Genomic DNA, 15,324 nt, shown 5'->3' with positions numbered 1-15,324 from the left:
GTTGAGAACGTAGACATCATCCCCCGCTCCCCCCTCGAACGTCGCAGTGGCCGAATCGAGATTGAAGGTGTCGTTGAACGCCGTGCCGATCACCTTTTCAATGCCGCTCAGGGTGTCACCCTGAGCGTCGCCGCCAATGCCCGCGAGACCGACAGCATTAGCTCGGATATCGACATTGATCGCCTCGACAGACGTCGAGTAATCCACCACGTCAGCCGTTCCCGCACCGCCGTCAAAGGCAAATACCCGGCTATCGGCGACGAATGTATCGTTGCCGTTCGAGCCGAGGATTCGTTCAATGCCGGTGTAGGTATCCCCCGCCGCGATCCCGGAATTGACGCCGGTTTTCAGGTTGATGCTGACACCGACAGTGCTATCGGTATAGCCGACCGTGTCGATACCGGCACCACCGATAAACTGATCAGCACCCGCGCCGCCATACAGGAAGTCGTTGCCAACGCCTCCTGTAATGACGTTGTCGCTGGCATTGCCCCAACCGGTGAATGAACCGGTTCCGGTATAGGTCAGACGCTCGACGTTGGCGCTCAGGTAAATCTGGGCGAAGTTGCTGCGTACTTCATCGTTACCGCCACTCGACTGTTCGATAACCGTGCCGCCACTGCCGTTGAGAACGTAGACATCATCCCCCGCTCCGCCCTCGAACGTCGCGGTGGCCGTATCGAGATTGAAGGTGTCGTTGAACGCCGTGCCGATCACCTTTTCAATGCCGCTCAGGGTGTCACCCTGAGCGTCGCCGCCGATGCCCGCAAGACCGACAGCATTAGAGCGGATGTCGACGTTGATCCCATCAGCCGATGTGGAATAGTCCACCGTATCAGTCCCGGTACCGCCATCGATCTTGTCTGCTCCGGCACTTCCCCTGATCAGATCATTGCCGGCCAGGCCATTGATTTCATCATCCCCACTGGTACCGGTCAGCGTATCCGCGCCGTTTGTTCCGTTTATAACTGCCATTACTTCTTCCTTGCCTTGTTATGAACCGGCCCCTGCTTGCGTGGCGATCATCCCCCGCCAAGCACATTGATAAATCGAGAATACGTTGATATCGACAGGGAAAAACCAAAGCTTTAATCCGCGCGCAAATCCGTCGGCATTTAACGCAGACACGCATTTCACGGACAAAAAAAAGCGACCTTCAGGTCGCCTTTTTCCGGTAGCCGAACGCAGATCAATCCGCCAGCCAGCCATACTCCCAATACCGCAGGTTATCGCCACGCAACACGTAGTCACGCAGCACCACCTCACGCAATTCATCACCCATGCGGTAACTGGCATCCGGATCGGCCAGGTGCATGCGGATCGCTTGTAGCCACTCGTCCGTGCTGTTGGTCTTGATCCGGGTACATGGCAGATAACCACGGTAGGCCTCGGTGTCGGTGCAGATCACCGGATAGCCGCAGGCACCGTACTCCAGCAGCCGCAAGTTGCTTTTGCAGTCATTGAAGACGTGGAATTCCAGCGGCGCGAGGGCCAGGTCCAGGTTCAGGCTGGCCAGCTTCGCCGGGTAGACCTCCAGATCGATCACGCCATGGAACTCATGCATGTACGGCAGCAGATCGTCCGGGCACATGCCGAAGAAAACCCAGTCGACTTCGTTGGCCAATTCGCGCACCACATCGGCGATCACCGCCAGATCACCGTGGTGACTGGTCCCGCCGCCCCAACCGACCCGTGGTTTCTTCGAGGTGCGGCGTTGACTGCGCAAGTGGCTCCACAAGTCCTTGGACAGCATGTTCGGTACGACACGAATGTCGTGGTGCATGTCGGACAGCACGTTAGCCAGGGGCTGGGTCGATACGACCACACGATCACACAGACCGATGGCTCGTCGCACCATACGCTCCATGTCCTGCTTGCTCGGCATGTTGCGGATGTGCGCATTGCGATGGGGAACGTCGATGACGTAGTCATCGAGCTCGAAGATGCGCCGCGCATTGAAGTATTTTTTCAGAGGCGGGATTTCATCGATGGCGTGTTCCGAATAGCGCCCTTGCAGCACGATCACATCAGGCGACTGGCGCTCGATATCAATGATCGACGGCAAACCGTAGCAAATGCGCCCCTCGACTCTGTTAGCCGCCTGCAACTCGATCATCGGCTGACTCATGCGGTAATGGCCGATGGCCGAGGCGTTGATCGGCACCACCAGCACATTCGGCAACTGCGCTTTGGAAAAGGCACTCCAACCGGTTCGCAGGCCAGGCTCAAGACTGAAGTTGGTGGCACCGACACCCTGCAGAGTCAGGTTAATGTTGTAGGCCGGATCGCGGGCGATGGTTGGCAACCAGCGCTGGTAGAAGGTTTCCCTTTCCTCGGCGAACAGCGCTTCGTCTTCAGTCGTCGCCGCGGCGCTCGGGCGTGCGCCCACTGCGAGCATGGCGTGGGGATTCAATACCACCAGGTAGCCTTCGCGGCCGACCCGCAAACACAGATCCACGACGTTCAACGTCTGCTTCAGATCCTGTTCGTCGAGCCCACCGGCAACCTCGAAGACCGACTTGCGAATCATCAGGCAATCGCCGCCAACCGCGCTCAGGTCATGCACCGCTTGCAGGCGGAACATGTACCCGTCCGACTGCACGGGCTGGCCATAGAACGGCAGACCGACCGGGCCGTTCAAACCGAGAATCAGCCCCGCGTGCAGCACACCACCGTCCGGGTTGAACAGCTTCGCACCGACTACGCCGACTTCCGGGCGTTGCGCATGATTGAGCAGTTCGTCGAGCCAGTCGGCCTGAGTGATCACCGCAAAAGCATTGAGCAGCAACACATACTCGCCACGCGCATGGCTGACCGCAAAGTTGTGCGCGGCCGCCGCATTACCCTTTTGCGGATAGCTCAGCACACGAATTCGCTCGCTGCCCAGTTGCGCCATGCCGTCCAGCCACACCCTCGCCTCGGCGCTTTCGCTGCCGTTGTCGACCAACAGTAATTCGTACTCGGTGTAAGCGGTCTTTTCCAGCAGCGTTTCAACACAGCGCTGCAGTGCAGCCGTCTGGTCTTGAGTGACAATCACCACCGACACCAGCGGTCGTCGCGCATGCTGATAATCCACGCGGTTGAGCAGTTCGCTGCCGCCACGGCGGATGTCATGGGCAATCCCCAGGCGTTGCAGATGCGCTTCGAGAATCCGCGGGCTTTGCGCCACGACACCGGGCTCGGTCAGCCACTGGGAGAGATCGAATTTGGACTCGAGCAACACTTCGGCGATGTGTCCCACGACGTGCAAGCCGTCGTTCTCGACCATCCGCCACAGCGCATCATGCGGTGCCAGTTCGGCAAACGTCGGCGCAAAGCCGCCGAGCGCCAGAAATCGCTCGCGCTTGAATGCCAGGGCGCGCCCGACATAGGGATAACTGCGCATCAGGTCGAGGTTGAAATCCGGTTTGAACGCAGGCTCTGCCGACTCGCCGCTGCGCAGGCTGCCTTCGTCGCTGTACAGACATGTCAGGGTTGGGGTGTGCGCGATCCGGTCGGCCATGACCAGCAACGCCGGCGCCACCAGGCGATCGCCTGGCTGCAACAGATAGAACCAGTCGGCCCCTTCGAGCTGCGGCAGCAACGTATTAATCTGCTCCAGCCCGTCATCCTGCAACGGCATGTGGAACACGCGCCCATCAAGGCGCGCCTCGGCACACGAAACGGACAGGACCAGGATCAGCTCTGGCGGATAATCCTGCGCGGCGAGCGCCTCCAATGTGCGCTCCAGGCCATCGCGACTGCCCTGCCCGTCAATGATGATCGGCACGATGCGCGGCTGGCAGGGCCAACTGGCAAGCGTTTCCGGCAACCAGTGGCGTTGCTGCTCGGTGAGCACCCGACATGCCAGCCACTGCGCGTACAGTTCGCCGAAGCTGAAGCTGTTGACGCCGACTCCCCACTCCTGACGGCTCTGCTTGGTACCCAGGGTTCGACTCAGGGGCAACTCTTGCCAGACCCGGGGCAACTCATCAGCGCGGGACAACGGAACATAACGCACCCATCCCGGCGCAGGCGCCGATTCACCGCTGCGCGCCTTGAGCATTTGCGAAATCCACTCGCGCTCGACTTGCGCAGCATCCTTCATCGGTTGCTGTGCACTCAGACGCTCCGGGTAGAGGCGTTCGGCACTGAGTACGCTGTTGGACACCGCCAGATTGCCGCGCCGCAGCAGGCAGACATACAGGGCAAAATCCAGCGTTGCGACGAAGCAGGCGCCGTCCTCGGTCAATGCCGGCAACAGCTCGACGACGTCGGCACGACGCATCAGCGCATTGCTGAAGCCACCGAGCACGTTGACCGGGAATTTTTCAAAGATGCCCAGTACGTCGTCGCCCTTGAGCAAGCCACTGACTGGCGACAACGGCGTGTTTTCGATGCGCGCCGGCAGAATGATGTCGTTTGCGTCCCAGAGCAGCCGTTGCGCCACCACCAGGCTGACTTCTGCACGCTGCATTTCATGGGCCTGCTGCTCGATGCACGCGGAATAGAGCAGATCGTCATCGCACAGAAACTTGATGTACTCGCCCTGCGCCTGCTCGAGACAAGCCTTGAGGTTGTCGACCAGCCCCAACGTTCGTGGATTGCGCACGTAACGCACGGCGACGCCGGACTGCTCAACTACCGCCGCAACGATGGCTTCAATCTCGCTGCCGCGGCTGTCGTCGCAAACGATGATTTCGAGTTGGCCATAAGTCTGGCTCACCGCACTGTTCAAGGTCCGCTCGAAGAAGCGCGGATTGAAGGCGGGAATGACCAGACTGACGAGAGGAAGTGGATTCACGGCGGGCTCACAGGCGGTACGAGCCCGCTCGGTAAAGCGAGCCCATGAAACCGCAAAAAAACATTAACTGAAGGACGAGACAAACGGGCGCCTGCGCGCCCGTCCAATGTCAGATCTTGTTGAACAGACCCAACTGACTGATCTTGCTGAACGCCAGTTGCGAGGCTTGCAGCATGGTCTGCTGCAACGTCAGGCGGGTCATCACCTCGGCCGGATCCGAATCACGGATCGAACCCTGGGTCGTGGTGTTGGCCTGGATCAGGCTCTGGTTGGTGGTGTCCTGGTCATCCAGCGACTGACCGCGCGCACCGATCGAGGTCACCGCAGCGCCAATCTGGTTGGAGGCGCTGTCGATGTTGCCCAGCGCCGACTCCATGGCCCCCTGGAATTTCTGCTTGGCTACCGGATCACCATCGACCGGCATGTTCAGCGCCGTGACCATCTGCCCCAGGGTGTCGAGCACGTTCTGGGTCTGGTGGTTGTTGGACTGAATCGAGAACTGATCGCCCGCACCCGGCGTACCGCCAATGGCGAAGGTCACACCGGCGGCCGTGGCGTTGCTGCCGACCATGGTGCCCGACGACACCGGTTTGCTGTCAGCGGTCACAGGGGCCGCGTACAGGTCGAAATCGGTGGCGCTGGTGAACTTCAGCACCGCGCCGCCGCCTGACGGGAAGGCCGCACTGTAGGCCGCCTGGTTGGTCACGCTGGAGCCGGTGATGACCGCGGTCGACGGGTTGCCCGGGCTGCGCGCGGTGGTGAACGAATCAGGCGTGGCCGACAGCTGGAAGCTGTGACCGGCGATGACCGCATCCGGGTTGGTGTCGCCGGCCTTGAGGTTGATGTTCAACTTCATGTCGACGCCACGGAAGCTGACGGTCTGGTTGGCACCATTGCTGTTGCTGATCAGGCCGTTCTGGCTGGCCTCGGACGTCACGTCGTTGCCCAGGGCATCAGTGATTTTCAACTGAGTGCTGCTGAGGAAGCTGACGGTGTACGGCTGGCCGCCGGTGAACTTGGCGTTGTAGGTCGCCGCGGTGCCGACCGTACCGTTGGACAGCACCACACGACCGTCATCCACCGCCGGAGCGGTCATGGTGGTCTGGGTGCGGCTGGTGTTGATGGTCTGCTGGAAGGCGTCCCAACCGGTGGTATTGGTCGCGACCGACATGCCGTCGCCAATGCCCAGGTTGATCTGGGTCTGGTCACCGTTATAGGTGTAGGTGCCGTCGACGTTTTGCGAGTACGGCGCGGTATCGGTCTTGGAACCGGAGAACAGGTAGTTGCCGTTGGCATCCTTGGAGTTCATCAGGCCCAGCACTTGTTGCTGGATCTGGCTCAGTTCCGCCGCGTACGCCTTGCGGTTGTCGTCGGTGGCGATACCGTTGTTGGCGGCCAGGCCGATTTCCTTGGCGCGCTGCAGAGCCGTGGTGATGGAGTTCAACGTCGACTCCTGCACGGTCAGCGAGCTCTTGGTGGTGTCGATGTTGCCCTGATACTGGTCGAGCATCGCACTTTGCTGACCCAGCTTGAGCAGGCGACCGGCGCCGATCGGATCGTCGGCAGCGGTGTTGATGCGCTGCAGGCTGCTCGCTTCGTTGGCGGTCGCGACCGTCTTGCTGTAGTTGCGCTGATATTGAGCAGCTTGCGTCGCGTAATACTGGGCGGTGGAAATGCGCATGAATTACGACTCCTTAAAGACTGTTGATCAGCGTGGCGAAAGTTTCCTGCGCAGCTTTGATGATCTGCGAAGACGCTGTGTAGTACTGCTGATACTTGACCAGGTTGCCGGTCTCTTCATCGAGGTTGACCTGGGACAGCGAATCACGCGCGCCCTTGGCCTGATCGAGGATCACCGAGGTGGCGTCATTGTCGGACTTGCTCTGTGCAGCCTTGGTACCGACGTTGGTCACCAGTTTGTTGTAGGCGTCGGTCAGGCTGATGCCCTTGCTGCCGCTGCCGGTGTCCACGGTCTGCTTGGTCTGCAGGCCAACCAGTGTCTGTGCGTTGCGGTTATCCGAAGACGCCGCGCCGGTCAGGTTGATGGTGAAGGTTTCGCCGGACTTCGGCGTCGCGCCCACGGTGGTCTGTACGGTGAAGGTCTTCTGCACGTTCGGCGTGACCGTGGTGTCCATCACTGGAGCACCGGTGGAGTCGACCATGCCGACCTTGAGGTTCAAGGTGTTGGCCTGCCCCGGCACGATGGTGCCCGAACCGATGGTGTTGCCCTTGGCGTCAACCATGTTGTACGACTGGCTGCCGCTGGCGACCGCACCAAACACCAATTTGACCGGCGTCGAATATTTGAGCGCATTCTGCAACTCGGTCTGCGACGCCGGGTTGTAGATGTTGAACGAATCGGTCAGCGTCGGCTGGGTGTAGGTACCGGAGTTGTTGGCACTGGCCACGCCGGTCAGCGGTGCTGCCGCAGCGATTTTCTTCGGATCGGTCAGTACCGTCTGAATAGTGCTTGCCGCGTTACGGGTCGGTGTCACCTTGAAGGTGTCGCCAGCGCTCAGGGCGCCGCCGTTGAGGGCCAGGGTGAAGCCGTCGATCACCGGCGGTGGCGTGGTCGTGGTGCTGAACGAGCCCATGTCGGTGCCATCGGAGCGCTTGACCGAATAGTTGGTGGCGCTGGTGAAGGTCACCTGATAATCGCTGGTGGTCAGCTTGCCGGTGTCCTTGATGGTGACATCGAGGTTGCCCGAGCCGGCGCTATTGGTCGACTGCGCAATGCTGCGCTGGCTGACCAGCGCGGCACTGTTGATGTTGTTGAAGATCGCGGCGCCGAAGTCACCGTTCTTGTCGATACCCTGGGCTTGTTGGCTGTTGACCTGATCGGCCACCACCAGCGCGACACGCCCCAACTCATTGAGCGAAGGGTCGAGCACTTCTTTGCGATAGGTCAGCAGGCCACCGATTTCGCCACCGCTCATGGCCGACGTGATATCGATCACGCTTGAGCCGCGGTCCAGCTGAATCGCCATGCGCGTCGGATCGTCCTTGCTCGGCACGGTGCTCAGGGTGTTGGTGGTGTTGCCGATCACCAGCGGCTGGCCGGTGCCGATGTACACGTCAAAACTGGTGCCACGCTCGACGACCTGTGCACCGGTCAGCTCGGAGAGCTGGCGCACCGCTTCGTTACGGCTGTCGAGCAGATCGTTCGGCTGGCCGCCGCTGGTGGAAATCTCGCCGATCTTCTGGTTCAGGTTGGCAATCGAAGTCGCCAGCTTGTTGACCTGGGACGTCATGTCGCCCAGGTTGCCATTGATCGTGGTGTTCTGATCGTTCAGCTGTTTGGCCAGCGCATTGAAACGGCTGGTCAGGGCCTGCGCACCGGTCAGCACCGACTGACGGGAGGTGTCATCAGTGGCCGAGGTCGCCACGCCCTGCATCGAAGTAAAGAACTTCTGCAGCACACCGGTCAGGCCGGTGTTGGTATCGGACATCGAGGCATCCAGCGCAGTGGCCTGGGCACCGTACGCAGCCGCTTCGCTATTGAGCGAGGTCGCGGTATGCAGCTGGTTTTCGAGGTAAGAGTTGTAGACCCGGCGCACATCGGCCAGGGTCGTCCCCGTACCGATGAAGACGTTGCCGAACTGCTGCGAGGACTTGGTGCTCTGCACGGTTTGCTGGCGTGAATAACCGGCGGTGTCGACGTTGGCAATGTTGTTACCTGTGGTCGCGAGAGAGGAAGAACTCGCGGACAACCCCGACATCCCGATATTGAGCAAACTCATGATTCAAACCTTACCGTGTGTTTATAGAGGCGTCGTTGAAACGCCGGCCGCAGCGTAGTTTTCGAAACTGTTCATCTGCTTGGCTATCTGCGAAATCTTCGTCGCGTAGTTCGGGTCGGTCGCGTAACCGGCCTTTTGCAACTCGCGTACAAACTGTTCTGGGTTATCGGCCGACTTCACCACATCTTGATAGCGATTGTTGGTCTGCAGCAAAGTCACCAGATCGTGGAAACTGTCCTTGTACGAGGCATAGGAACGGAACTGCGCCGTCTCCTTGACCATCTGCCCGTTGCGGAACTCGCTGGTGATTGCCCGGGCCGAATCGCCGGTCCAGTTGCTGCTGGCCTTGATGCCGAACAGGTTGTGACTGCTGCTGCCATCCTGGGCACGCATGACCGATTTGCCCCAGCCGGTTTCCAGTGCGGCTTGCGCCACCAGATAACGCGGATCGACGCCAATACGCGCGGCGGCTTCTTTGGCCATCGGCAGCATGGTGTTGACGAATTCGTCGGCGGAGCTGAAGGCGCGCTTGGCCGGCGCCAGCGGAATCTGCGCCATCGCCCGACCGTAAATCTGCATCTGCCCGCCGGACGCCTTGGCGTCTTCGGCACGGCTCAGCCAGTCGCCGTTGTACAGCGGGCCGGCGCCGGTGGCGGCCGTGGTCACGGCACGTTGTGGCAAGGCATTGGTGGCGGTCGGCGTGGCGGACGGCACCAGACCGGCGAGCAAACGATCGGCCAGTTTCGGCGGCAATGCCAGACGACGCTTGTTGATCATTGCCATGTCATTGCTGTGCGAGGCTTCGGTAGTAGCCACACGCCCGGAACGCGAGGCCCACAACGGACGCTCGCCATTGAGCCGTGATAACGGCCCATTGGTGGCGGTGGTGCCGGCGGCAATCGGGGTCTGCACCGCAGCGGCTTTCGCCGCCTCTTGCTTGGCGGCGGACGCGGCTGCAGCCTCACCCGGTGCCAGCGGTTTATTCCTCGACATCTGCTTCATCAGCACGTCGGCCAGCCCGATCCCACCGCCCTCGCGGGACAGCGACACCGCCAGTTGCTGGTCGTACATTTCCTGATATTGCTTGGCCGCCGGGGTGTTCATCGGGTTGTCTTTACCCAATGCCTCAGTGGCCGAACGCATCGACTTGAGCATTTCGCCAAGGAACAGCGATTCGAATTCCTGCGCCACTTTGCGCATGTTCGCATCGCTGTTTTTGTCGCCGACCTTGAGCTGGTTCAGACGATTGAGGTCGGAGTACGAACCCGAATCGCCCGTGCCCACCAGACTGCCTTTGCGCATATCCATGGTCGCCGTCCTCAGATCACGATCAGGTCGGCTTGCAACGCGCCGGCCTGCTTCAGTGCTTCGAGAATGGCCATCAGGTCACCCGGTGCCGCGCCAACCTGGTTCACCGCCCGCACGATCTCGTCGAGGGTGGTGCCCGGGCCGAACTTGAACATCGGCTTGGCTTCCTGCTGAGCATTGACCCGCGAACGTGGCACGACGGCCGTCTGCCCATTGGACAGCGGGCCCGGCTGGCTGACGATCGGGTCTTCGGTGATGGTCACGGTCAGGCTGCCGTGGGTCACGGCGGCCGGCGAGACTTTCACGTTCTGGCCGATGACGATGGTGCCGGTGCGCGAGTTGATGATGACTTTCGCCACCGCCTGACCCGGATCGACTTCAAGGTTTTCGAGGATCGACAGGTAGTCGACGCGCTGGCTCGGATCGAGCGGCGCGGTCACACGAATCGAGCCGCCGTCGATGGCTTGCGCCACGCCAGGGCCGAGCATGTCGTTGATCTTGTCGACGATGCGCTTGGCGGTGGTGAAGTCGGAACGGTTGAGGTTCAGCGTCAGGCTGTTGCCCTGGTTGAAACCGCTCGGTACCGAACGCTCCACCGACGCACCACCCGGGATGCGACCGGCCGACGGAACGTTGACGGTGATTTTCGAACCGTCACGACCTTCGGCATCGAAACCACCGACCACCAGGTTGCCCTGAGCGATGGCGTAGACGTTGCCGTCGATACCCTTGAGCGGGGTCAGCAACAGGGTGCCGCCGCGCAGGCTCTTGGAGTTACCGATCGAAGAAACGGTAATGTCGACCTGCTGACCCGGTTTGGCGAACGCCGGCAGATCGGCACTGACCGACACCGCCGCGACGTTTTTCAACTGCACGTTGCCCGATCCCGGCGGCACCTTGATGCCGAACTGCGACAGCATGTTGTTGAAGGTCTGCAGGGTGAACGGGGTCTGCGTCGTCTGGTCACCGGTGCCGTTAAGCCCGACCACCAGGCCGTAACCGATCAACTGGTTGGAACGCACGCCGGAAATGCTGGCGATATCTTTCAGCCGCTCGGCGTGGGCACCAAAGGCTGCGGACAACAGGGCCGCAGCCAGCATGAGGCTCTTGAAATTCAAAGTCGCCACCTAGAAAGGGAACAGCGGGCTGAGGAAGAAACGGTCGAACCAGCCTGGCTGACTCGCATCGGCAAACGAACCGGTGCCCGAGTAGGTGATGCGCGCATCGGCGACACGGGTCGACGACACGGTGTTGTCGGTGGCGATGTCATCGGCACGCACGAGACCTGCGATCCGCACCAGCTCGTCGCCGGTGTTGAGGGTCATCCACTTCTCGCCGCGCACGGCGATGATGCCGTTGGGCAACACGTCGGCCACGGTCACGGTGATCGAACCGGTCAGGGTGTTGCCCTGCGCCGCCTTGCTGTCGCCCTTGGTCGCGCGGTCGCCGCTGTAGCCGACGTCGAGGCTCAGGTCATTGCCACCCAACGGGTTGTTGGTGGTGCCACTGCCGCCGAACAGCGAAGTCAGGCCGATGCCGGTCTTGCTGTTCTTGGCCACTTGCGAGTTGGCGTTTTTGCTGGCCTGAGTCTTCTCGTTCAGGGTGATGGTGATGATGTCACCGACCCGGAATGCCTTGCGGTCGCTGTACAGGTTCTGCTCGAAGCCGGCCTGATAGATCGAGCCGTTGTTGGCCGCAGACGGCAATGGCGTGCGTGGCAACACCGGAGCGTAATAAGGGTCATTGGGCTTGGGCGTCGGTGCGACGCAGCCCGCGAGCGAGACGACCCCACCCAATGCCAGAACAGATACGAAGCGTTTCATGACCCTACCTCACGGTGTTGCTGGCGACCTCATGGCCGCCCCATAGACTTGATTACAGATTCTGCGTTACGAACGAGAGCATCTGGTCGGCGGTGGAAATCACCTTGGAGTTCATCTCGTAAGCGCGCTGAGTGGTGATCATGTTGACCATCTCCTCAACGGTGCTGACGTTGGAACCTTCCAGGGTGTTCTGCAGCGTGGTACCGAAACCGTTCAGGCCCGGGGTGCCGATTTGCGGCGCGCCGGAAGCAGCGGTTTCCAGGAACAGGTTGTTGCCCACTGCCTGCAGACCGGCCGGGTTGATGAAGTCGGCGGTTTGCAGGTTGCCGATCACCTGAGCGGCCGGGTTGCCTGGCACTGTGATCGACACGGTGCCGTCGGTGCCGACAGTGAAGCTCTGCGCGTTGTTCGGGATGACGATGGCCGGTTCCAGGGCGAAACCGCTGGCGTTGACGATCTGACCGTTGGAGTCGAGGTGGAAAGTACCGTCACGGGTGTAGGACGTGGTGCCGTCCGGCTGCAGGATCTGGAAGAAACCGCGACCGTCGATGGCCATGTCCAGCGGCTGCTCGGTGGTTTGCAGGCTGCCGGCGGTGAAGTTTTTCTGGGTGCCGACGATGCGCACACCGGTACCCAGTTGCAGACCCGACGGCAGTTCGCTGTCCTGGGTCGACTGGGCGCCTGGCTGACGCTTGATCTGATACAGCAGGTCCTGGAACTCGGCACGGTCACGTTTGAAACCCGTGGTCGAGACGTTCGCCAGGTTGTTGGAAATGGTGGTCAGGTTGGTGTCCTGGGCGGACAGACCGGTTTTGGCAACCCATAGAGCCGGAAGCATTCGATTCTCCTCGTGCGCCTGTTTTACGGCGCGACGTTCTGATAATTAGCTGATCTGCAAGACCCGAGCCATGGCCTGGTCGTCGTCTTTGGCGGTGTTCATCATCTTGACGTGCAACTCGAACTGCTTGGCCAGGGCCAGCACCGAGGTCATTTCTTCCACGGCGTTGACGTTGCTCGACTCAAGGAAACCCGACACCAGTTTGACGTTGGCATCGGCCGGCGCAGGCTGGCCATCCTTGGTGTAGATCGAGCCGTCGAGGCCTTTGTTGAGGTTCTTGATGTCCGGGTTGACCAGTTTGATCCGGTCGACTTCCGCCATGACGCGCGGGCCTTCGCCCATCGCACGAATACTGATGGTGCCGTCTTCACCGACTTCGACCTGCTGCTCCGGCGGCACGGCGATCGGACCGCCATTGCCGAGTACCGGCATGCCGTTGCCGGCGCGCAATACGCCGAGGGCGTCGATGTTCAGGCTGCCGGTGCGCACGTAGCTTTCGCCACCGTTAGGGTTCTGCACGGCAATAAAACCGTTGCCGGTCACGGCGACGTCGAGGTCACGCCCGGTCTGCACCAGCGAACCGGCGGTGAAGTCGGTGGCGGGCCGTTCGCTCATGGCAAACGCACGCGCCGGAAAGCTGTCACCGAACACCGGCATCGAACGCGCCTGCTCCAGGTCGCGCTGAAAACCATTGGTGGAGATGTTCGCCAGGTTGTTGGCATGGGCCTTTTGCGCCAGTGCGTTCTGACTGGCGCCGGTCATTGCCACATAAAGGTACTTGTCCACACTCTTTCCTCTGCATGCCGGACGTTTGCCGCCCACCGCTGTACTGCTGAGCCATAAGCAATTTGCAGACCAACTTTTTTCTGGCGGCTTGCGGCCCGGTAAACAAAGGACTTGCGGGGTTTTGCGGGGAAATTGGAAATGTATCGAAGTCGAAAAACCGGCGGTGTTATGCCGCTGGGCGGCAATCCCGATTGTTGCAGATGGAAAAAGAACCTGTGGTGAGGGGATTTATCCCCGATGGGCTGCGCAGCAGCCCCCAATCCATACATGGTGGTGTATCAGACGAACCGCATTCGCTGGTTTGGGGCGGCTTCGCCACCCTTCGGGGATGAATCCCCTCACCACAAAAGCTCTTTTCACCACAGTGTTGCTGTTAACTCTCGGGGTCTTTACCGACCTCATACTCACGCAACTTATTAGCGATGGTGGTATGCGAAACCCCCAACCGCTTGCCCAATTGCCGACTGCTCGGATGCTCGGAATACAGTCTCTCCAGCACCGCTTTTTCAAAACGCCCGACGATCTCGTCCAGCCCGCCCTCCAGCGAGAAATCGCCAAGCGGCTGACGCACGCCGTAATCCGGCAGGCGGATGTGCTCGACCTTGACCGTGCCGCCCTCGCACAGTGAAACCGCCTGGAACAGCACGTTCTCCAGCTGCCGCACGTTGCCCGGCCAGTGATAATGACTGAGGCGATCCATTGCTGCCGGCGCCAGTTTCGGCAGCGAACAACCGATCTGGCGGCTGGCCTGATCGAGGAAGTGCTCGACCAGCGGGGTCAAGCCGTCGAGGCATTCGCGCAGTGGCGGGATGTGCAGCGACAACACGTTCAAGCGGTGATACAGATCCTGACGAAACTCGCCGCGCGCGCACAACTCGGACAAGTCGACCTGAGTGGCGCAGATCACCCGCACATCCAGATACACCTCTTCATCACTGCCGACCCGGCGGAAACAGCCGTCCTGCAGAAAGCGCAGCAACTTCACTTGCAAGCGCGGGCTCATTTCACCGACGCCATCGAGGAACAGCGTACCGCCCGCCGTCAGTTCCAGCAGACCAAGCTTGCCTTCGGCGCGCGCACCTTCGAACGCGCCGGGGCCGTAGCCGAACAGTTCGGTCTCGGCCATCGACTCTGGCAGCCCTGCACAGTTGAGCGCCATCAGCGGCGACTGCCCACGCGGACTGGCGAGGTGACAGGCACGGGCCAGCAATTCTTTGCCGGTGCCGGTTTCGCCCTCGATCAATAGCGGCGCATCCAGCGGCGCCATGCGCCGCGCTTCACGCACGACAGCGGCCATCACTTTCGAGCTCTGGAAGATACTGTCGAAGCCACGCAATTCCTGTTTGCGCACGTTATAGATGCGCTCACCGACGCGGTCGGCGCGGTGCAAGGTCAGTACCGCACCGGCCATGGCTTCGCTGTCGTCGTGCTCCGATTGCAGCGGCGCGATGTCGGCGAGAAAGATGTCGCCCTTGACCTTGACGCGCATGCCGTTGATTCGCGATTTGTTGGCACGCACCAGTTCCGGCAGGTCGAAATCCTCGGCATAGCGCGACAGCGGAATCCCCGGCACCTCGTCCACGCGCACCCCAAGCAACTGCGCCGCCGCGCGGTTGGCGGCGACGATCGAGCCGCCCATGTCGATCGACAGCACCGGGAACTCCAGCGCGCCGAGCAACGCGTTCAACTCCATGTGCCGACGCTCGCTGGGCATCAGCCCGACGCGCTTGACCCCAAACACCCCGGCAATCGCCTCGAACTTCGGTCGCAGCGCCTGAAACTGGATGTTGATCAGATTCGGGCAGTGCAGGTAGATCGCATTGCCGTGCTCGCCGCCGACCTCGCCGCGTGCAACGTTGATCCCGTACTCCACCAGCAGGTTGAGGATGTCGCGCAGGATGCCGATGCGGTTTTGGCAGTGGACTTTGATACGCATATAAAGAGGCCCGACGAGGGTGAGGGGTTAAACACAATCCCTGTGGGAGCGGGCTTGCTCGCGAAGGCGGTGTGTCAGTCGCCATTCATTCAGCTGACACACCGCTTTCG

General features: G+C 61.0%; 10 protein-coding genes. All 10 read right to left on the bottom strand.

The genetic code is table 11. The features are described from left to right. Positions 1-975 (bottom strand): calcium-binding protein (locus QMX91_RS21045; RefSeq protein WP_282413289.1); only part of this gene is annotated, 975 nt, incomplete at its 3' end. 214 nt (positions 976-1,189) lie between these two features. After that, positions 1,190-4,783, bottom strand: coding sequence for a glycosyltransferase (locus tag QMX91_RS21040; protein ID WP_098967809.1), 3,594 nt, complete (start codon positions 4,781-4,783; stop codon positions 1,190-1,192). A 109-nt stretch (positions 4,784-4,892) separates the two neighbouring features. Then, entirely contained in the window at positions 4,893-6,464 is a 1,572-nt protein-coding gene (locus tag QMX91_RS21035; protein ID WP_282413288.1) for a flagellar hook-associated protein 3, read from the bottom strand. Positions 6,465-6,477: 13 nt separating this feature from the next. After that, positions 6,478-8,523 (bottom strand): flagellar hook-associated protein FlgK, encoded by a 2,046-nt coding sequence (flgK, locus tag QMX91_RS21030; RefSeq protein WP_139054128.1) that lies wholly within the window; start codon positions 8,521-8,523, stop codon positions 6,478-6,480. A 21-nt stretch (positions 8,524-8,544) separates the two neighbouring features. Then, positions 8,545-9,831 carry a flagellar assembly peptidoglycan hydrolase FlgJ gene (gene flgJ / locus QMX91_RS21025; protein ID WP_098967804.1) on the bottom strand — a complete coding sequence of 429 codons (1,287 nt, stop codon included), beginning with the start codon at positions 9,829-9,831 and terminating at the stop codon, positions 8,545-8,547. Between the two features lie 11 nt (positions 9,832-9,842). Then, positions 9,843-10,931 carry a flagellar basal body P-ring protein FlgI gene (locus tag QMX91_RS21020; protein ID WP_161794916.1) on the bottom strand — a complete coding sequence of 363 codons (1,089 nt, stop codon included), beginning with the start codon at positions 10,929-10,931 and terminating at the stop codon, positions 9,843-9,845. Positions 10,932-10,958: 27 nt separating this feature from the next. After that, a complete protein-coding gene (gene flgH, locus QMX91_RS21015; RefSeq protein WP_027613958.1) occupies positions 10,959-11,654 on the bottom strand; it encodes a flagellar basal body L-ring protein FlgH in 696 nt (231 codons plus the stop codon). A gap of 52 nt (positions 11,655-11,706) precedes the next feature. Beyond that, positions 11,707-12,492 (bottom strand): flagellar basal-body rod protein FlgG, encoded by a 786-nt coding sequence (flgG, locus tag QMX91_RS21010; RefSeq protein WP_003222804.1) that lies wholly within the window; start codon positions 12,490-12,492, stop codon positions 11,707-11,709. A 45-nt stretch (positions 12,493-12,537) separates the two neighbouring features. Beyond that, positions 12,538-13,278: a flagellar basal body rod protein FlgF gene (locus QMX91_RS21005; RefSeq protein ID WP_007965507.1), complete on the bottom strand. Its 741-nt coding sequence runs from the start codon at positions 13,276-13,278 to the stop codon at positions 12,538-12,540. 373 nt (positions 13,279-13,651) lie between these two features. Beyond that, entirely contained in the window at positions 13,652-15,214 is a 1,563-nt protein-coding gene (locus QMX91_RS21000; RefSeq protein WP_027613959.1) for a sigma-54-dependent phenylalanine hydroxylase transcriptional regulator PhhR, read from the bottom strand. Positions 15,215-15,324 lie beyond the last annotated feature (110 nt).

The organism is Pseudomonas sp. PS01299, from assembly GCF_029960145.1.
Lineage (GTDB): Bacteria > Pseudomonadota > Gammaproteobacteria > Pseudomonadales > Pseudomonadaceae > Aquipseudomonas > Aquipseudomonas putida_A.
The sequence above is the reverse complement of the archived record's forward strand: the minus strand, read 5'-3'. Positions and strand labels throughout refer to the sequence as shown.

Excerpts from the sequence above, each read along its gene's own strand:
- QMX91_RS21035 (WP_282413288.1), bottom strand. The coding sequence starts at position 6,464 with ATGCGCATTTCCACCGCCCAGTATTACGCGACGCAAGCTGCTCAATAT.
- flgK (WP_139054128.1), bottom strand. The coding sequence starts at position 8,523 with ATGAGTTTGCTCAATATCGGGATGTCGGGGTTGTCCGCGAGTTCTTCC.
- flgJ (WP_098967804.1), bottom strand. The coding sequence starts at position 9,831 with ATGGATATGCGCAAAGGCAGTCTGGTGGGCACGGGCGATTCGGGTTCG.
- QMX91_RS21020 (WP_161794916.1), bottom strand. The coding sequence starts at position 10,931 with ATGCTGGCTGCGGCCCTGTTGTCCGCAGCCTTTGGTGCCCACGCCGAG.
- flgH (WP_027613958.1), bottom strand. The coding sequence starts at position 11,654 with ATGAAACGCTTCGTATCTGTTCTGGCATTGGGTGGGGTCGTCTCGCTC.
- flgG (WP_003222804.1), bottom strand. The coding sequence starts at position 12,492 with ATGCTTCCGGCTCTATGGGTTGCCAAAACCGGTCTGTCCGCCCAGGAC.
- QMX91_RS21000 (WP_027613959.1), bottom strand. The coding sequence starts at position 15,214 with ATGCGTATCAAAGTCCACTGCCAAAACCGCATCGGCATCCTGCGCGAC.